11 protein-coding genes, 3 tRNA genes and 3 rRNA genes are annotated in these 20,864 nt (G+C 43.7%); 2 read left to right on the plus strand and 15 right to left on the minus strand.

Annotated features, from left to right (window positions below):
* Positions 1-219: 219 nt before the first annotated feature.
* The 3 genes from FG24_RS00940 to aceE all read right to left on the minus strand — a co-directional run bounded on the left by FG24_RS00940 (position 220) and on the right by aceE (position 7,152).
* Positions 220-2,730 (minus strand): bifunctional diguanylate cyclase/phosphodiesterase, encoded by a 2,511-nt coding sequence (locus tag FG24_RS00940; protein ID WP_036300030.1) that lies wholly within the window; start codon positions 2,728-2,730, stop codon positions 220-222.
* A 411-nt stretch (positions 2,731-3,141) separates the two neighbouring features.
* The gene (gene aceF / locus FG24_RS00945) at positions 3,142-4,470 is read right to left on the minus strand and encodes a dihydrolipoyllysine-residue acetyltransferase (RefSeq protein ID WP_036300032.1); all 1,329 of its coding nucleotides are present in this window, start codon (positions 4,468-4,470) and stop codon (positions 3,142-3,144) included.
* A 12-nt stretch (positions 4,471-4,482) separates the two neighbouring features.
* Positions 4,483-7,152, minus strand: coding sequence for a pyruvate dehydrogenase (acetyl-transferring), homodimeric type (gene aceE, locus FG24_RS00950; RefSeq protein ID WP_036300034.1), 2,670 nt, complete (start codon positions 7,150-7,152; stop codon positions 4,483-4,485).
* 287 nt (positions 7,153-7,439) lie between these two features.
* On the opposite strand from aceE, the gene FG24_RS00955 reads away from it, so the two are divergent.
* Positions 7,440-8,894 (plus strand): M17 family metallopeptidase, encoded by a 1,455-nt coding sequence (locus tag FG24_RS00955; RefSeq protein ID WP_036300035.1) that lies wholly within the window; start codon positions 7,440-7,442, stop codon positions 8,892-8,894.
* 172 nt (positions 8,895-9,066) lie between these two features.
* Positions 9,067-9,471 carry a PilZ domain-containing protein gene (locus FG24_RS00960; RefSeq protein WP_036300037.1) on the plus strand — a complete coding sequence of 135 codons (405 nt, stop codon included), beginning with the start codon at positions 9,067-9,069 and terminating at the stop codon, positions 9,469-9,471.
* A 318-nt stretch (positions 9,472-9,789) separates the two neighbouring features.
* Here the strand turns inward: FG24_RS00960 and rrf are convergent.
* The 12 genes from rrf to FG24_RS01020 form a co-directional block, all read right to left on the minus strand.
* A 5S ribosomal RNA gene (gene rrf / locus FG24_RS00965) occupies positions 9,790-9,903 on the minus strand.
* Between the two features lie 202 nt (positions 9,904-10,105).
* Positions 10,106-12,998, minus strand: a 23S ribosomal RNA gene (locus FG24_RS00970).
* A 394-nt stretch (positions 12,999-13,392) separates the two neighbouring features.
* Positions 13,393-13,468 (minus strand) — tRNA-Ala (locus FG24_RS00975).
* Positions 13,469-13,483: 15 nt separating this feature from the next.
* Positions 13,484-13,560 (minus strand) — tRNA-Ile (locus FG24_RS00980).
* 103 nt (positions 13,561-13,663) lie between these two features.
* Positions 13,664-15,201: ribosomal RNA gene (locus tag FG24_RS00985) — 16S ribosomal RNA — on the minus strand.
* Together the 16S, 23S and 5S rRNA genes with 3 tRNA genes alongside form the textbook arrangement of a ribosomal RNA operon.
* Before the next feature lie 451 nt (positions 15,202-15,652).
* A tRNA-Met gene (locus FG24_RS00990) sits at positions 15,653-15,729 on the minus strand.
* Positions 15,730-15,902: 173 nt separating this feature from the next.
* The gene (gene kdsB / locus FG24_RS00995) at positions 15,903-16,694 is read right to left on the minus strand and encodes a 3-deoxy-manno-octulosonate cytidylyltransferase (protein ID WP_051901383.1); all 792 of its coding nucleotides are present in this window, start codon (positions 16,692-16,694) and stop codon (positions 15,903-15,905) included.
* Positions 16,678-16,860 (minus strand): Trm112 family protein, encoded by a 183-nt coding sequence (locus FG24_RS01000; protein ID WP_019899384.1) that lies wholly within the window; start codon positions 16,858-16,860, stop codon positions 16,678-16,680. Before FG24_RS01000 ends, kdsB begins: the two co-directional genes overlap by 17 nt.
* The gene (lpxK, locus tag FG24_RS01005; protein WP_036300040.1) at positions 16,861-17,883 is read right to left on the minus strand and encodes a tetraacyldisaccharide 4'-kinase; all 1,023 of its coding nucleotides are present in this window, start codon (positions 17,881-17,883) and stop codon (positions 16,861-16,863) included.
* 11 nt (positions 17,884-17,894) lie between these two features.
* Positions 17,895-19,667 (minus strand): lipid A export permease/ATP-binding protein MsbA, encoded by a 1,773-nt coding sequence (msbA, locus tag FG24_RS01010; RefSeq protein WP_036300042.1) that lies wholly within the window; start codon positions 19,665-19,667, stop codon positions 17,895-17,897.
* 54 nt (positions 19,668-19,721) lie between these two features.
* Positions 19,722-20,147: an ExbD/TolR family protein gene (locus tag FG24_RS01015; protein WP_036300044.1), complete on the minus strand. Its 426-nt coding sequence runs from the start codon at positions 20,145-20,147 to the stop codon at positions 19,722-19,724.
* Positions 20,148-20,176: 29 nt separating this feature from the next.
* On the minus strand, positions 20,177-20,782 hold the full coding sequence (locus tag FG24_RS01020; RefSeq protein ID WP_019899389.1) for a MotA/TolQ/ExbB proton channel family protein: 606 nt from the start codon (positions 20,780-20,782) through the stop codon (positions 20,177-20,179).
* Between the last annotated feature and the right edge of the window lie 82 nt (positions 20,783-20,864).

Here is a 20,864-nt window from a genome sequence, read left to right on the forward strand (position 1 = left end):
CATTTTATCGCCTACTAACATGCAATAACCTTGCTACCATATAGCAAAACAGAGACAACATCGAGCTTATGTCTAAAATCAGGCTTAAAGAAAAGTTGCATATCTGAGCCCGAAACTAGATGAGAAAAATTAGATGCGCAAACTAACACTTTCCAATCGCACACGCTAAAGCGATGTATGCGATTGGAAACTTGCTAACGCCGGCCTGTAAATCGATGTTTAAGTAATAGAAAATTGAAACTGCTCGATAGGCACAGGTTTACCAAACAAGTACCCTTGATAAAGTCGGCAGCCGTAATCTTTTAAAATAGTCAACTCAAGCTCAGTTTCCACGCCTTCCGCAATTACATTAATACGGAAGTTATTCGCCAAATCAATAATCGTTTTCACCATGATTGCATCGTTAGGGTCATATGCCAAATCACGTACAAAACTCTGATCGATCTTCACCTGATCAAGCGGCAACTTTTTCAGATAAGAAAGCGAAGAATATCCCGTGCCAAAATCATCTAACGACAACCTAACACCCAGCGCTTTGAGCGCATGCATTCTCGCAATCACCTCATCAACATCTTCCAAAATCACACTTTCCGTCAACTCTAACTTCAAGCGAGATGCATCAATCTTATGCATCTCAATAGCTTGATGAATAGATTGCACAAAATCCAGCGCTCTAAACTGATGTGCACTGACGTTCACAGCAATAATCAAATGTTTTTTATCGGCATTTTTTGCCCACTCGGCTAACTGGCAGCAAGCCGTATCAATGACCCAATGCCCTATATCTAAAATTAAAGCACTTTCTTCCGCGATTGGAATAAACTCCATTGGAGAAACAATACCTCGCTCAGGATGTATCCACCTTATTAAAGCCTCAGCTCCTATCAACCGATGATTATCATCAACCTGAATTTGATAATAAAGCGCTAGTTGCTGCTTTTCAATGGCATATCGCAACTCGCTTTCCAAGCTCGCCCGTATACTTAGCTTTTCCTGCATGGCTGGGTCAAAGAAACGCAGTGTATTTCTACCAGCTTTTTTCGCTTGGTACATTGATATATCAGCTTGTTTCAGCAGCTCCTCAATATCATGCTCATCACCGTTAAACAAGGTAATGCCGATACTAGAAGTACTTTGATATTGATGCGTACCAAACTGGCACGGCTCATGTAAGGCCAATAGAATCTTATTACCAATCTGCTCTGCAATTGAAGCAGCATCAGTCACGTTCTGATCCAAATCCTCAAGCACCACAACAAACTCGTCCCCTCCGAAGCGCGCCACTGTGTCGCCAGCCCTAACACAATGACTAAGCCGCTCGGCTTGAAGCTTCAATAGCAAGTCACCGGTGCTGTGGCCTAAGGTATCATTCAGCACTTTAAAGTGATCCAAATCAACAAACAGCAATGCACCTTTTTTGCCGGTACGGCTACTTGAAGAAAATGCCTGACGTACGCGATCCAACAATAACAAACGATTCGGCAAATTAGTTAAAGGGTCATAAAACGCCAGATGCTCAATTTGCTCTGATGAGGCTTTACTTTCGCTAATGTCAGTAAAGACAGACACATAGTTGGTTACTTTGCCATCTTTATCTTTAACCACTGAAATGGTGATACGTTCCGGATAAATTTCACCAGTCTTGCGTCGATTCCATATCTCCCCGCACCACGTACCTGTAGTATTAATTTTTTCCCAGAGTGCCTGATAAAAAAGGTGATCATGCCGACCAGAACTTAGTATATTTGGGTTTTTCCCAACAACATCCCCTGCTGTGTAACCTGTGATTTTTGTAAAAGCAGAGTTAACCTGCAGAATCGAACAACCTGCATCTGTAATTAAAATACCATCAGAAGATTCAAATGCGGTAGCGGCAATACGTAAAGACAACTCGGCATTTTTAAGATCGGTAATATCTGTAGAAATACCGCACAACCCCCCAATATGACGTTCTGCATCACCTTCATAGATTGGTGTCTTTATTTGCCAAAAAATACGCTTCTTATTATCATGGGATATCGCTTCAATCTCTTCGCAAGCATCCTCGCCACCTTCAATAACTCTTTTATCAACATCCTGCACTTTAGCCAGCGTCTTTGGTGAGAAATATTGACTCTCATCTATCGTCACCAACTCATCAATAGAACAGTTGAAAAAATCTAATGTCATGCGATTAGCGTAAACATACTTACCATTCATATCCTTGATGTATACAAAAGCTGGAATATGATCCAATGCCTCACTCAATCGATGGCTTTTATTTAAGGCTGACGTCAATTCAACAGTCCGCATCTGCACTCGGTTTTCCAACTCCGCATGTGATTGTGCCAATGCTTGGTTAAGTACTTGTAATTGTTGTGCGGACGGCGCCTTAAGCGCTAAAGGCATAATGCACCAAACTGCAATAGCCGTAGCAAAAGAGATAGTGGCGGTAAATGCCTTGGCGTATGCACTTGCCCAGTATGAAGGCTGCCATATATTGAGTATGTCAAAGATGTGCGTAACACCGCATGCCACAATAAACATCCCAAAAACGATCATTAACCACCTGTATGGGATATCTGGACGTTTTTTTGCAAAGTACCACAATGCAAAAGGAATGGAGAAGTAAGAAAGTGCAATCACTGCGTCAGAAACAACTAGCGTCCAGAGCAAGGCTGGATTCCACGTAAGACAATAACCATGAGGAATCAACGACTGCCCCCCTAATGCTTGACTAACCCACTCCATATCACCCTCTCGATCACTAGTTAATCAACAAGAATGCACTCCCATTTAGAAAATTACAGCCATGATAAATAGCTGCAAACTAACATGGTATCAGTCACTTAAATGCAATATTAAAACATCCAACACTCATTTTTGTTTCAGTCTATATCCGTATATCGGCAATCGTAAAGAACTAAATTAAATTTTAATCTATTTAACTTTAAGAATTTAGCATACGCGACAGGGTTAACAATCTTCAATGTACCCACTTTTAAAATCAAGTAGGCAAAAGATGGTGATTGTTACGACAAGGACTACAGACATAAAATAAAAATAAAAATAAAAAAGGACTGAATCTGTATCGACAGAAATCAGTCCTTTTTAGGTTAAGTCAAATTCAAACAAATTAACAACTATGCTCAACTCATCTCACTAGAGCAATAGTCTACGCACATCACTTAGCATCATGCGCATATGGCTAGTAAAGCGCGCGCCATCAGCACCATCAATCACGCGATGGTCATATGACAATGACATCGGCAAAATCAAACGCGGCTCAAAACCATTGGTGTCTTTGTTGTAAACCGGCTGCATAGAGGAGCGTGAAACACCTAAGATTGCGACTTCTGGGCAGTTAATAATTGGTGTAAACATTGTGCCGCCAATACCACCTAAGCTAGAAATCGTGAAGCAGCCGCCCTGCATTTCTTCTACTTTTAATTTGCGCTCACGTGCCTTTGCAGATAAGTCCATCAAATCGCGCGCAATATCCAACACGTCTTTTTGGTGCACATCACGTACCACTGGCACTACTAAGCCATCTGGGGTGTCGCAAGCAAAACCAATATTGAAATAGTTTTTCAATATCAAGCTATCGCCATCAGGAGAAAGTGAAGCATTAAAGTTAGGGTATGCTTTTAGCGCATTCACTGAAGCTTTGATTAAGAATGCAAGCATCGTCAGTTTAACGCCACGTTTCTCAGCATCAGCCTGCATAGATTTACGGAAGTCTTCTAAGTCCGTAATGTCTGCCTCATCAAACTGCGTCACATGTGGTGCAGTTACCCAGTTACGGTGTAAGTTTGCACCAGATAATTTCTTAATGCGTGATAAAGGCTTAGTCTCAATCGCACCGAACTTGCTAAAGTCAATCACAGGCATTGGTAATGCAGCTAAACCACTTACGCCAGCGCCCATGTTCTCAGTGCGAGGTTTTGCTAACTCGCCTTTCACATATGACTGCACATCACTTTGTAAAATACGGTTTTTAGCACCAGTACCACTGACTAGCGCTAAGTTCACACCTAACTCACGTGCAAACTTACGAATCGAAGGGCTTGCATGTGAAAGTTTTCCAGACACAATGACAGCACTCTCAGCAACAGGCGCAGGCTGCTGCGTTGGCTGCACTGGCTTAGGTGGTTCTGGTGCAGGTCTTGTAGGTTCTGGAATCGCAACTTTAGGCGCCTCTTCTACAGCAACTGCAACTGACTTAGTCTCAACCACAGGCGCAACAACCGTCTCGGTCACATCCATCGTCATTAACAAAGTACCTTGAGCCGCTTTATCACCAACCTTGATTTTCACTTCTTTCACAACGCCAGCAAATGGCGCAGGAATATCCATAGAAGCTTTATCAGATTCAACAGTGATGAGCGAATCATCCTTAGCAATCACGTCACCAGCTTTGATTAGTACTTCAATTACATCCACACTATCGAAATTACCGATATCTGGGACAAAAATATCTTGAACTGCCATCTATGTATATCCTTAAACTGTCGTTGGGTTTGGCTTATTAGCATCCAAACTGTATTTTTTAACGGCCTCAGCCACTTTAGCAACCGGCAATTTACCTTCATCACTTAACGCTTTTAGCGCAGCAACCACTACATAGTAGCGATTCACTTCAAAGAAATCGCGCAAAGCTTCACGGCTATCTGAGCGACCAAAACCATCCGTACCAAGTGCTACAAACTTGTTTGGTACAAAACGTTGAATTTGCTCAGCAAAACTCTTCATGTAATCAGTCGATGCAACGACAGGTCCTTTAGCATCTTTCAAACAAGAAGCAATATAACTAACTTTTTGCGTTTTTTCTGGATTCAACATATTCCAGCGGTCACACTCCAAGCCTTCACGACGCAGCTCAGTAAAGCTTGGTACGCTCCATACATCAGCAGAGATGCCCCAATCTTTTTCTAACAATTCAGCAGCGGCAATCACTTCACGCAGAATCACACCACTACCCATCAATTGAACTTTCTCACCTTTGGCTTTAGATTTACTAAAGTTATACATACCTTTCAGGATGCCTTCAGCACTGCCTTCTGGCATTGCTGGGTGGCTATAGTTCTCATTCATCAAAGTAATGTAGTAGTACACATCTTCTTGATTTTGCACCATACGACGCAAACCTTCTTGAATAATGACAGCTAACTCATAAGCGAAGGTCGGGTCATAAGAAATACAATTTGGAATGGTTGCAGACATCAAATGGCTATGACCATCTTCGTGCTGTAAACCTTCACCATTTAAAGTAGTACGACCAGCTGTCGCTCCTAACAAGAAACCACGTGCACGAGAGTCACCAGCCATCCACGCTAAGTCACCCACACGTTGGAAACCAAACATTGAGTAGTAAATGTAGAAAGGAATCATTTGCACACCCGTTACAGAGTATGACGTTGCCGCAGCCAACCAGCTAGAGAATGAACCTGCTTCGTTAATACCTTCTTCTAAAATCTGACCATCTTTAGACTCTTTGTAGTACATCACTTGGTCAGAATCTTGTGGCTCATACAACTGACCTTGGCTCGCATAGATACCTAACTGGCGGAACATACCTTCCATACCAAAAGTACGCGCTTCATCCGGCACGATAGGCACCACATATTTACCGATCTGCTTATCACGCACTAAGGTAGATAAGATACGCACAAATGCCATGGTGGTAGAGATTTCACGGTCACCAGTAGCAGTTAGCATATTTTCAAATGCAGACAATGCCGGCACGGTAAGCTCATTACCTTTACGACGACGTTGTGGCACAAAACCACCCATCGCTTCACGGCGTGATGCCATGTATTTCATTTCAGGTGAGTCTTCAGCTGGTTTGTAGAAACTCAAGCTCTCAACTTGTTCATCTGTGATTGGCAAGTCAAAGCGATCACGGAATTTCTTCAGTGACTCAATATCCATGCTTTTTTGTTGGTGCGTCGTGTTTTGACCTTCACCAGCATCACCCATGCCATAACCTTTAACAGTTTTAGCCAAAATAACAGTAGGTTGACCTTTGTGGTTTACTGCAGAGTTGTAAGCAGCAAACACTTTATGTGGGTCATGACCGCCACGGTTCAAGCGCCAAATGTCTTGGTCACTCATTGCAGCAACCATTTCTTTCAGCTCAGGATACTTACCAAAGAAGTGTTCACGTGTGTATGCGCCACCTTTTTGTTTAAAGTTCTGGTACTCACCGTCCACGCACTCTTCCATGCGTTTTTTGAGCAAGCCATCTTTATCCATCGCCAATAAAGGATCCCAGTAAGAACCCCAAACCACTTTCAATACGTTCCAGCCAGAGCCACGGAAGTCTGACTCTAACTCTTGAATGATTTTGCCATTGCCACGTACAGGACCATCAAGGCGCTGTAAGTTACAGTTGATGACAAAAATCAAGTTATCTAATTTTTCACGACTAGCTAATGAAATCGCACCTAATGACTCAGGCTCATCCATCTCGCCATCACCACAGAACACCCATACCTTACGGTCGCTAGTATCAGCAATACCGCGGTCATGGATATACTTCAAGAAACGCGCCTGATAAATACCAGCCAAAGGTCCCAAGCCCATAGAAACCGTAGGGAACTGCCAAAAGTCCGGCATCAACCAAGGATGTGGGTAGCTAGGCAAACCATTGCCACCAGTTTCCTGACGGAAGTTATCCATTTGCTCTTCGGTAATACGGCCTTCTAAGAAAGCTCGCGCATACACGCCTGGTGATGAGTGGCCTTGGAAATACACACAGTCACCGCCAAAGTTTTCATTCGGCGCGCGGAAGAAATAGTTAAACCCAGTATCATAAAGTGTAGCAGCAGATTGGAAGCTCGCAATATGACCACCCACGCCAGGTGATTTTTCATTCGCACGCAATACAGTCATCACTGCATTCCAGCGCACCAATGCACGCACTCTGCGCTCCATTTCTGGGTCACCAGGCAACTTTGCCTGTAAATGTGTAGGAATTGTATTTAAATACGCAGTAGTTGCTTTATAAGGTAAGTTGCTACCTGAGCGACGCGCTTTATCAATCATCGCCTCTAATAAAAAGTGTGCACGCTCTGTGCCTTCATTTTCAATAACGGCCATTAGTGCATCAAGCCACTCTTGAGTTTCTTGACTATCAATATCGGGATTATTCAAAGGTGTGTTCAATGACATTCAGTTGTAGCTCCGTGTAGCCATATCTGCTAATCCATTTAATCGTTTTGTACTTACTTCAAGCAATTGTTCAGTAGGTATAATATTCAATCGAATAATGAAACAAAAACAAATACAGCGTGTCTGAAATACCGCGCATTTAAAATGCGTTGCAATTTAATTTTTTATAAAACAGTAGTGTGGCTTTTTTAGTGGTTTTGGTCAAGTTTACTAGCGTTTTTTAAACATTTAGCACATGTATCTTATATACAATCACTACATTTCCTACAAGACTACAAGGACAACGAATGTCAGTTAAATTACGACAAAATGCAGCTATTGCGAACGAAAATACATTAAAAGATAATCAGCACATGCTTTTTGTACTGTCGAATACTGACGACAAAAACATTCCTTTTATAGCCACGTTAGAAACAAAACTCAAACGTAGCAAATGTGAGCTCAAAGACTTAAATAAGACCCCAGTAGTGATAGACCTACCCAACGGTGGAGTCGCTAGTTATGTCATATTAAATAGTCAACTAAACATGTTTCAACGCCACACCTTACTACGCGCGGCAATCAAACCCATCATTGCAGAGCAAGCGGAAACTATCGATATTTGCGTTTTTGGAGACGACTCTACAAAAGAAGCGCACGCCTGTGCGGCCTATTATGTGGTAACAGTTAATGCCGCAAACTTACCATCCAGAAAAAAAGAACACAAACCAAGCATCCTAAAAAGCGTAACAATTCATGGCTATAAAACTAGCCATGACTACGCTTACGTCAACGCACGCGTTGCAGGCAATACAATATGTCGTGAACTCACCATCACACCACCCAACGAGTTAACACCAACACTATATCGTCAAAAAATTGCCAAATTAGCCGTAGAAAACAGTTGGCTACATAAAGAGTACGATATGAATGCGCTTAAAGAAATGGGTGCAGGTGCCTTTGTTGCTGTCGCACAAGGCTCTGAGCCACAAGATGCTGCCATTGTACATTTAACATACCATCCAACTAATGCTCAAAAGCATTTTTCCATCGTCGGCAAAGGCATTTGCTTTGACACGGGCGGGCATAACCTTAAGCCTGCAAAATACATGCTCGGCATGCATGAAGACATGAATGGCTCTGCGGTTTGCCTTGGCATTCTACTAGCAGTATCAAAAATGCAATTACCCATCAAACTGGATTGCTGGTTAGCTATCGCACAAAACCATATTGGCCCAAATGCATTCAAGCAAAATGATGTAATCACAGCATTAAACGGGTTGACGGTTGAGATTGTGCATACTGATGCAGAAGGACGCATGGTCTTAGCTGACACACTTACACTTGCCTCGCGTGAAAAACCAGATGCAATTATTGACTTTGCCACACTGACAGGCAGCATGATCACTGCGCTTAGCGATCGCATGAGTGGCGTAATCGTCAACAGGCCAGAGCTTGCCGCTAAAGCTATTGATGCAGGCTCAAAATCAGGTGAGCGTATTGCTAGCTTCCCATATGACGATGACTTTGACAGCGACCTAGATAGTGATATTGCAGATATTAAACAATGCACACTAGATGGTGGTGCAGACCATATTCATGCGGCTCGCTTTCTAGGCAAGTTTATTGAAAATGACATCCCTTGGATACACACAGACCTATCATCTGCAAATCGCAAAGGCGGCTTAGGCGCTGTAGAAAGTGATACAAACGGATTTGGCGTGGGCTTTGGCTTAGCACTCATTGAGCGCCTGCTAAATTAATTAACTTTAATTTAGTGAGTTCAATATCCAATACGACACTCAAGAAATGAGTGATAAAAATTGATTTGATATATACATTAACTAGGTCATAGGCGTATATTAAATACATTATTCACAATAAAATCATGCAAACAATCGTTTCGCCATCTATTTGTTGGAGGTTTATATACCTATGAATGAATCAAGGCGCTTTTCACGTATTCATTTTGATGCCGTCGTTCAACTTAATATACATCTACTAGATGATATACATAGCGCACGTTTGCTTGATATATCCCTTAAGGGCGCGCTAGTTGAAACTGAAAAAGTGATTACGACATTCATTAAACAGCGCAGCTGCGTCATGACACTTAAGCTTGGCACTCATGATCAAAAAATCACCATGCAAGGCAAAGTCATTCATCATGAAGGCTCTTTAGTCGGTTTAGAGTCGCTACATATTGATATAGATAGCATCACAAACTTACGAAAATTGATTCAGTTAAATACCGGTGATGAAAAGCTATTAGAAACTGAACTGAGTCACATGTTGATAAATTATGAAAATAATCATCTAACAACAAACAAAACTAAGTAAACAGTTTAAGAAACCTATAAATATAGCAACTTAATCTGAAGTTGCTCCAGCAGACACACAACTAAATGCCTAAACATTGGTTGCATTTCCCCACCCCAAAGTAATATGCACTTTTTAGATTATCAAATTGAAATAAGTATTGCTTCTGAAATAGACTGCATCAGTAGATAGATTGCGCTTGTTACGCTAACGACAAATACTTTAAAGAGTTTAGATAGTAAAGACTTAGCCGACTCAGACCAAGCCACGATGAGTCACTCATTTGACGGACATAAAAAAACCCCACTACATGCGTAATGGGGTTTTTTGGTATAAATAGCTTGGCAGTGACCTACTTTCGCATGCAAGGAGCATACTATCATTGGCGCTGGTTCGTTTCACGGCCCTGTTCGAGATGGGAAGGGGTGGTTCCAAACCGCTATGGCCGCCAAGCATAACTGGTGTCTCGCATGTTTAACCTTCAAACACACAAGCGATTATGCTGTGTTGCCGTCTCATTTTCATGAGGCGTCTGTAACAAATTGGAAGAAGTAAAGTCATCGAAGTGTTCACTTCGGTTTAAATAGGGGTATTGATTACATTATCTTACTTTAGTACAACCATAGACTCGAACATGTTCAAGTTTTAAGGTTATAGGATCAAGCCTCACGAGCAATTAGTAACGGTCAGCTTAACGCATTACTGCGCTTCCACATCCGTCCTATCAACGTCCTGGTCTCGAACGACTCTTTAGGGGGGTTAAACCCCCAGGGAAATCTCATCTCAAGGCGAGTTTCACGCTTAGATGCTTTCAGCGTTTATCTCTTCCAGATTTAGCTACCCGGCTATACCACTGGCGTGATAACCGGTCCACCAGAGATCTGTCCACTCCGGTCCTCTCGTACTAGGAGCAGGTCCCTTCAAATTTCCAACGCCCACGGCAGATAGGGACCAAACTGTCTCACGACGTTTTAAACCCAGCTCACGTACCACTTTAAATGGCGAACAGCCATACCCTTGGGACCGGCTACAGCCCCAGGATGTGATGAGCCGACATCGAGGTGCCAAACTCCCCCGTCGATATGAACTCTTGGGAGGAATCAGCCTGTTATCCCCAGAGTACCTTTTATCCGTTGAGCGATGGCCCTTCCATACAGAACCACCGGATCACTATGACCTGCTTTCGCACCTGCTCGACCTGTCCGTCTCGCAGTCAAGCAACCTTATGCCATTGCACTATCAGTACGATTTCCGACCGTACCTAGGTTACCTTCGCACTCCTCCGTTACTCTTTGGGAGGAGACCGCCCCAGTCAAACTGCCCACCATACACGGTCCCCAGTCCGGATTACGGACCTAGGTTAGAACCTCAACAACATCAGGGTGGTATTTCAAGGTTGACTCCACGACATCTAGCGACGCCGCTTCATAGTCTCCCACCTATCCTACACAAATCTTGTCAAAGTCCAATGTAAAGCTACAGTAAAGGTTCATGGGGTCTTTCCGTCTAGCCGCGGGTAGATTGCATCTTCACAAACATTTCAACTTCGCTGAGTCCCGAGAGGAGACAGTGTGGCCATCGTTACGCCATTCGTGCGGGTCGGAACTTACCCGACAAGGAATTTCGCTACCTTAGGACCGTTATAGTTACGGCCGCCGTTTACTGGGACTTCAATCAAGAGCTTGCACCCCATCATTTAATCTTCCAGCACCGGGCAGGCGTCACACCCTATACGTCCACTTTCGTGTTTGCAGAGTGCTGTGTTTTTATTAAACAGTCGCAGCCACCTTTTCACTGCAACCCCATCGGCCTTCGAGAGTAAATCTCTACAACCTACCGGGGCGCACCTTCTCCCGAAGTTACGGTGCTAATTTGCCGAGTTCCTTCTCCCGGGTTCTCTCAAGCGCCTTAGAATTCTCATCCTACCCACCTGTGTCGGTTTGCGGTACGGTCTCTATACAACTGAAGCTTAGTGGCTTTTCTTGGAAGCATGGTATCAATCACTTCACGTACAAGTACGCTCGTTATCACGCCTCAGCATTGACTCTCCGGATTTGCCTAAAGAATCTGCCTACACGCTTGAACCGGGACATCCAACACCCGGCTGACCTAACCTTCTCCGTCCCCACATCGCATTGTATACAGGTACAGGAATATTAACCTGTTTCCCATCAGCTACGCATCTCTGCCTCACCTTAGGGGCCGACTCACCCTGCGCCGATGAACGTTGCGCAGGAAACCTTGGGTTTTCGGCGAGGGAGCTTTTCACTCCCTTTATCGCTACTCATGTCAGCATTCGCACTTCTGATACCTCCAGCATTCCTCACAGAACACCTTCGCAGGCCTACAGAACGCTCTCCTACCATGCATACATTCCGAAGAATGTAGCATCCGAAGCTTCGGTTACGTGCTTAGCCCCGTTACATCTTCCGCGCAGGACGACTCGACCAGTGAGCTATTACGCTTTCTTTAAATGATGGCTGCTTCTAAGCCAACATCCTGGCTGTCTATGCCTTCCCACTTCGTTTTCCACTTAGCACGTCATTTGGGACCTTAGCTGTCGGTCTGGGTTGTTTCCCTCTTGACCACGGACGTTAGCACCCATGGTCTGTCTCCCGTAATTGCATTTCTCAGTATTCGGAGTTTGCAATGGTTTGGTAAGTTCTTATGAACCCCCTAGCCATAACAGTGCTCTACCCCCGAGAATGATATACGAGGCACTACCTAAATAGTTTTCGGAGAGAACCAGCTATTTCCAAGTTTGTTTAGCCTTTCACCCCTATCCACAGCTCATCCCCAAATTTTTCAACATTTGTGGGTTCGGACCTCCAGTACCTGTTACGGCACCTTCATCCTGGCCATGGATAGATCACTTGGTTTCGGGTCTACACCCAGCAACTAGACGCCCTATTCGGACTCGCTTTCGCTACGCCTCCCCTATCGGTTAAGCTTGCTACTGAATGTAAGTCGCTGACCCATTATACAAAAGGTACGCAGTCACGGAACAAGTCCGCTCCCACTGTTTGTATGCATACGGTTTCAGGATCTATTTCACTCCCCTCCCGGGGTTCTTTTCGCCTTTCCCTCACGGTACTGGTTCACTATCGGTCGATTACGAGTATTTAGCCTTGGAGGATGGTCCCCCCATGTTCAGACAAGGTTTCTCGTGCCCCGCCCTACTTGTCGTTACCCTAGTTCCACACACGGGATTTCGTATAAGGGGCTATCACCCTCTATGGCCGGACTTTCCATTCCGTTCTACTATCGCATGTGCTAAAAATAACAGGCTATTCCATGTTCGCTCGCCACTACTTACGGAATCTCGGTTGATTTCTTTTCCTCGAGCTACTTAGATGTTTCAGTTCACTCGGTTTGCCACCATCTCCCTATATATTCAGGAGCGGTTACCCTTGCGGGTGGGTTTCCCCATTCGGACATTTCCGGATCAAAGCTTATTTGCCAGCTCCCCGAAACTTTACGCAGGCTATCACGTCCTTCATCGCCTGTAATCGCCAAGGCATCCACCATATGCACTTATTCGCTTGATCCTATAACGTTAAAACCTGAACCCTTTTTAAATTCAGATCTCATGATGCATGAGACATCCGTCATAGGTGTTTCTAAAGCAACTTTGTCATTATTCCAAGGTTATAGAATAATGACTGGTTTATCTTACTTCGCTTGTTTTGCTTAATTTAATAAGCTTAAGAACTTTCATTCTTGAAACTGAGCAGAAGCAAAATGTTTCGATTTTGCAATCAATTACTACCCATTTTGAATACACACATATCATCACAATAATGTGTACTCACTTTACTTCTTCCATTTTGTTAAAGAACAGTCTAGTTAAAAACTAGAAGTAAAGATTCATCATGAACACTTACTTCTAATTTCTTACTCACAACATCAATGCTACCGTTTATATTTTATTGAATAAAATATTGGTGGAGGATAACGGGATCGAACCGTTGACCCCCTGCTTGCAAAGCAGGTGCTCTCCCAGCTGAGCTAATCCCCCATTTTCAGGTGAATCTGGTGGGTCTGGATGGACTCGAACCATCGACCCCCGCCTTATCAAGACGGTGCTCTAACCAGCTGAGCTACAGACCCTCAAGGTTTACTAGCGTTTCCGCCAATGTTTGGTCAATCATTGATGCTGCTGACTACTAACAACTGATAAGTGTGAATGCTTGCAAAGTAAAGACGTCTCTAGAAAGGAGGTGATCCAGCCGCACCTTCCGATACGGCTACCTTGTTACGACTTCACCCCAGTCATGAATACTACCGTGGTAATCGTCCTCCTTGCGGTTAGACTAACTACTTCTGGTAAAACCCACTCCCATGGTGTGACGGGCGGTGTGTACAAGGCCCGGGAACGTATTCACCGCGACATGCTGATCCGCGATTACTAGCGATTCCGACTTCATGTAGTCGAGTTGCAGACTACAATCCGGACTACGATCGGCTTTCTGGGATTGGCTCCACCTCGCGGCTTGGCAACCCTCTGTACCGACCATTGTATTACGTGTGAAGCCCTGGCCATAAGGGCCATGAGGACTTGACGTCATCCCCACCTTCCTCCGGTTTGTCACCGGCAGTCCCATTAAAGTGCCCAACTAAATGATGGCAATTAATGGCAAGGGTTGCGCTCGTTGCGGGACTTAACCCAACATCTCACGACACGAGCTGACGACAGCCATGCAGCACCTGTGTTAACGTTCTCTTTCGAGCACCAATCCATCTCTGGAAAGTTCGTTACATGTCAAGGCCAGGTAAGGTTTTTCGCGTTGCATCGAATTAATCCACATAATCCACCGCTTGTGCGGGCCCCCGTCAATTCCTTTGAGTTTTAATCTTGCGACCGTACTCCCCAGGCGGTCTACTTCACGCGTTAGCTGCGTTACTCATGGATTTTACTCCACCAACAACTAGTAGACATCGTTTAGGGCGTGGACTACCAGGGTATCTAATCCTGTTTGCTCCCCACGCTTTCGTGCATGAGCGTCAATATTATCCCAGGGGGCTGCCTTCGCCATTGGTATTCCTCCACATCTCTACGCATTTCACTGCTACACGTGGAATTCTACCCCCCTCTGACATATTCTAGTCTTGTAGTTTCAAACGCAGTTCCCAAGTTGAGCTCGGGGATTTCACATCTGACTTACAAAACCGCCTGCGCACGCTTTACGCCCAGTAATTCCGATTAACGCTTGCACCCTACGTATTACCGCGGCTGCTGGCACGTAGTTAGCCGGTGCTTCTTATCAAGGTACCGTCATTAACACAGTTTATTGGACTGCATCGTTTCTTCCCTTGCGAAAGAGCTTTACAACCCGAAGGCCTTCTTCACTCACGCGGAATGGCTGGATCAGGCTTTCGCCCATTGTCCAAAATTCCCCACTGCTGCCTCCCGTAGGAGTCTGGACCGTGTCTCAGTTCCAGTGTGGCTGGTCGTCCTCTCAGACCAGCTACTGATCGTCGCCTTGGTGAGCTTTTACCTCACCAACTAGCTAATCAGATATCGGCCGCTCCATTAACGCAAGGTCCGAAGATCCCCTGCTTTCCCCCGTAGGGCGTATGCGGTATTAGCCAACCTTTCGATTAGTTATCCCCCATTATTGGATACGTTCCGATACATTACTCACCCGTTCGCCACTAATCATTCTAGCAAGCTAGAAATCATCGTTCGACTTGCATGTGTAAAGCATTCCGCCAGCGTTCAATCTGAGCCAGGATCAAACTCTTCAGTTTAATTTCTGACTATTACTTTTTCCTCTTGCGAGGTGGTTATTTCGCTTTTGCTTTATTACTTAAGATAATTAAGTAATGACTCAAATTCATTGTCAAGGTTTGTATTACTACAATCTTGTCATAAATTTAAGTGTAAGCACTTGTTTTTCTGAGTCTGATCTTAATACCAATCAACTAAGTTAAATTTTAATGTAAACACTAAAACAAGTTAGTTGCGATTAAGTCAGCTGCTTTATTCACAAGCACCCACACTTATCAGTTGTTATATTGTTAAAGAACTTTTTGTTTCCGTCGTTACGCTTTGCGTTAACGAGGTGCGCATTATACAGAGCTTTTACCGCTCGTCAACCTTAATTTCGTAATATTTACTCATTAAAATTAACTTATATAACACAGCGCAAATACTTACTGTTTACTACAAAAATTTAAGTGCAGAGCACTTTGATTTTTTTGGTTGCGGGAACAGGATTTGAACCTGTGACCTTCGGGTTATGAGCCCGACGAGCTGCCAGACTGCTCCATCCCGCGTCCGGCTCGACATCACTTAATACATGTTGCGTCGAGAGGTGAGACTATAGCAAAGGTAGATTGCTTCCGCAAGAACTATTGAGAGAAATTATGACAAATACTGCCGAATTATTTAGAGTAATTCAGCAAAACCGATATACATTAACAACTTAGTTGAATTTAAATGAATCCAACTATTTTGATGCCATTAAGGTACGCACTCGTGTTAAGTCACTTTCTGTATCTACGCCCGCAGCAGGAGCGTTATCTGAAACAGTCACTGCGATCTTATAACCTTCATATAAGACACGAAGCTGTTCTAAAGATTCGTACTGCTCAATCGCAGCCGGGGCAAGATTGGCATATTGTTTCAGAAAACCAGCGCGATAAGCATATATACCTATATGTCTATATGCTGGAATTCCTACAGCAAGCGTATCCTGACTTGTGTAAGTGTCTCTTGGGAATGGGATAGGCGCTCGACTAAAGTACATCGCATTGCCATTTACATCCATAACCACCTTAACTACATTAGGATTGATGAAATCGGATTTATCGTGAATAGCATGGCATGCGGTTGCCATCACCGCTTCATTATTAGCAGATAAAGCAAAAGCAACTTCCACGATAAGCTTGGCATCTATCAGCGGCTCATCCCCTTGTACATTGACGATGATTGCATCATCAGACCAGCCTTTGATCGACGCAACTTCTGCAATACGATCGGTTCCGCTAACATGATCTGCTTTTGTCATCACCGCAGCATGCCCATGCTGATTAACTGCATCAACTATGCGCAAGTCGTCTGTTGCAACAATCACTTGCTTAGCGCCACTGACTAGTGCACGTTCAGCCACCCAAACCACCATTGGCTTTCCTGCAATATCTAGCAAAGGTTTTCCTGGTAACCTAGTACTCGCATGACGCGCAGGTATGACTACATAAAATTCTGGCACAACTTGCGAAGGATTATGCAATTTCTTCATCATCCGCCAGTTTACGTGCCTCGTCTTCTAACATAACAGGAATGCCATCACGTACAGGATATGCCAAACGCGCTGATTTAGAAATCAACTCATTCGTCGCTTTGTTATAAACCAAAGGGCCCTTTGTCACGGGGCAGACCAAAATCTGTAAAAGTTTCACGTCCATTTAAGTTCTCAATTTATCTAGTTTGTTTAATTTATCTAACTTGTTTAACAAAAGAGTCAACAACTGCTTATCGATATCAGCTTTAACCGGCAACACCCAAAAATTAGCGCGTGCAAATGTAGTACATTTAACAGCATCTTTCTCAGTCATGATGACGATATCCGTGTCGATATCGTCAAAGTCTTGAGCGCAGTATTGATAATGATCATTATATGCTTTGGATTTAAAATGCAAACCCATCGCGGTTAACTGTCGAAAGAATCGCTCAGGATTACCGATGCCAGCAATTGCCGTGATGGATTTTCCCGCAAACTCGGCTGGACTTAATTGTAATTGACGATTATTAAGGTTATAGAAGTGACTTGCCTTCAAGTGCATTTCAATAGGAATTGGTGATACAAGCAAGCTTGGGTTCGATGGTGCGCCATTTCTAATCACGACATCAACCGTTTTCAATCTGTTTAATGACTCACGCAAAGGTCCTGCAGGCAAAAGAGCTCCATTACCAAAACCCTTTGCCCCGTCAAACACCACTACTTCAACATCTCTTTGTAATGCATAGTGCTGTAGACCATCATCACTGATAATAATATTGCACTCGGGGTGTGCTTTCAAAAGTGCGAGTCCGACTTCTACACGTTTAGCGCCAACAAATACAGGACATGTTGTACGCATGGCAATTAATACAGGCTCATCACCAACTGCAGCAGGATTGCTATTCGCGGATACAGCGGCAATACCAGTCAAATTGCTTCCATAACCGCGACTAATAATACCCGGCTTATAACCCAACAATATCAATTGCTCAGCCACCAATATCACTAACGGCGTTTTACCAGCACCACCCACATTGATGTTGCCGACGACGACGACAGGAACATTTAAACGGTAGCTGCGGAAAAAACCTGCTTTATATAAGAATCTTCTTAAAGCTACGATTATCGAAAACAACCAAGAAATTGGCAAAAGCAACAAATGCCACAGTGTAAAAGTGAGCCACTGCTTCTGCAGCCAATTAGCCATTTAAGTCACACTTAAACGCTAAACTGCTTGTGATATAACTTTGCGTAATATCCATCAAGCTTCATCAGCTCATCATGCGAGCCAATCTCAACAATATGACCATGCTCCATCACCATGATGCGGTCTGCATTTTCGATGGTGCTTAATCTATGCGCAATCACAATACTGGTACGATTAAGCATTAACGCATCCATTGCCTGTTGAACATGTTGCTCAGACTCTGTATCCAAAGCTGATGTGGCTTCATCCAACAGTAAGATTGGCGCATTTTTCAGAATGGCACGTGCAATGGCAATACGTTGACGCTGACCGCCAGATAGCTTCACGCCGCGATCACCAATTTCATTTTGCAGACCATTAGGTAAGTGCTGGATAAATTCCCAGATATTAGCTGCCTTAGCTGCAGCAATTACTTCTGCTTCGGTTGCATTACGCAACACACCATATGCAATGTTATTGAAAATAGTATCATTAAATAAAATAATATCTTGGCTAACCAGCGCAAATTGCTGGCGCAAATTTTTAAGCTGTATTGCGCGGCAATCGACACCATCTAGTAGCACTGCACCCTGCTGTAGCTCGTAAAATCTAGGCAGCAAATTCACTAAAGAGGTTTTACCGCCGCCTGAGCGCCCAACCAACGCAATCTTTTCCCCAGCCTGAATGCTGAAGCTTAAGCTATCTAATGCAGGCTTTGGGGTATCTTCATAATGCAAAGTAACATTTTTAAACTCGATATCACCTTTTGCTCGTTCTATCGTTAACTGCCCTTGATCCACTTCTGGCTGGCTATCGATTACATCAAAAATACTTTGCGCAGCGGTTAGACCTACTTGCAAGTCTTCATTAGCGGCAGCGATATGCTTAATAGGGGAGATAAGCATGAGCAACGCGCCAACAAAAGCAGCAAACTCACCTACACTAAAATTACCTATCGCATAGTAAATAACCAACCCTAACGCTAGAGCCGCAAATAGCTCGACAATAAAGCTACTCAAGCCGGCAATGCGCGCCACACGCAACTCAATTTTCCGATTGTTAGAAACAATTTGAGCAAAGCGGCTATATTCAAAATCTTGTGCGCCAAAAATCTTAACAATGCGCTGACCCGCAATTGCCTCTTCTGCAGACTTGGTCATTTCACCAACGCTGTGCTGTACTTGTTTTGCATTTGCCTTTAATTTTGGCGTCATTTTCTTCAAATACAAGGCAATGAATGGCAATACGATTGCAAAAATTAAGGTTAATCGCCAATCAAGATAGAGCATGTAGCCAATTAAACCTACCACCGTCAACAAATCACGCATCACGTTCATCCATGAACGAGTGGTGGCAGTTGAGAGCCGTTCTACATCATAGGTAAACTTGGAAACGATAGAGCCTGCCGACCTTGCATCAAAATAATGCACTGGCAAAAGCATTAGTTTAGAAAACATTTCCTTACGAAAGTCTTCAACCACACGCCTAGCAACCACTCGCATGCAATAAGTAGACACAAAGCCTGTAATGCCTCGCGCCACCATTAAAGCAATCAACATCAAGGGTAGCAGTATCGCCTGGTCAGCTGTTTTTTTAACAAAACCTTCATCCGTGACTTGTTTGATCAAGGCAAGAAATGCAGTATTACTGCCGGCTAGCAATACTAGCGCAAGCATACTGATCATAAAGACGTATTTGTAATGCCATGCATAGTGAAACAAACGCAAATATAAAACCTTTGCGTTTGATACATGCACAACATCGTGCGTTTTGGGTTTAGATTTTTTTAGGTTTGAGTTCGACATGGGCTAACGTCGATAAGAATTAAAAGGAAACGTACGGGATTGAGTATATAAAACTCAAGATCCCGATTGCACTTGGGTGGCAAATGTAATTCTTGTGTACCCTGCAACACGTGATGCTTCCATCACATTAACGACAGACTGATGCGTGGTATTGGCATCGGCATTAATAACAATAGTTGGCTCTTCATTACTTGCTTTAGCTGCGGCTTGCAGGGCTGCACTAATCGCAGACACTGACCCGTCAGCCAACTGTTTACCATCAATCAGATATTTCCCGGTTGCATCAACCGCTACTTCAATCATCAACGGTTTGTCCTGAGGTGCATTTGCCTCGGCTGTTGGCAGATTGATTTGCAGTTCGTTAGTACGTGAAAATGTTGCGCTGACGATTAAGAAAATAATAATCACCAGCAATACATCGATCAACGGGATAAAGTTGATTTCAAGTTCTTCGTGTTTTTTCCCACGTTGAAAATCCATTTGGTGTTCCCTTTATCTATCGTACTAAATTACTGACGCTCGCCGTGAATGATTTCAACTAACTTAATGGCTTGTTGCTCCATCTCAATCAGCAAAGCATCTACTTTGGTACGGAAATAACGGTAAGCGATCATCGCTGGCACTGCTACTACAATACCTGCAGCAGTGTTATATAAGGCAACTGAAATGCCACGTGCAAATTGAGCGACATCATGTCCTTGCGTAGTGAAAGCACCAAATAACTCCACCATACCAATCACGGTACCGAGCAACCCTAATAAAGGTGATACGGTTGCAATGGTTCCTAGTGTAGAAAGATACCTTTCCATCTGATGCGCCACTGCACGCGCTGTTTCTTCAATAGATTCTTTCGTCACCTCACGTGAGTTTTTTGCATTTGCAAGTGCAGTTGCAAATACACGGCCCAACAATGAGTGCTGCTCTAAGCGATTAATCGTATCTTTTGTGATACCACCCTTCGCTAACCATGCTTGTAGCTCTGGTAATAAATTGCTAGGGGATACAATATTTTCTCGCAATGCAAAACTACGCTCACCTATGATTGCTACAGCAATCACTGACGCAATAACAAGTGGCCAGATAGGCCAACCAGCAGCTAGAATGATTTCCCACACAGTGAAATTCCCCTTAAATCAATACCAAATAAAATTCTGTAACAAATGCCATAAATCAGGCCCAGCGATACTTTAGCTTGTC

Source organism: Methylotenera sp. L2L1 (assembly GCF_000744605.1).
In the GTDB taxonomy this organism is placed as follows: domain Bacteria; phylum Pseudomonadota; class Gammaproteobacteria; order Burkholderiales; family Methylophilaceae; genus Methylotenera.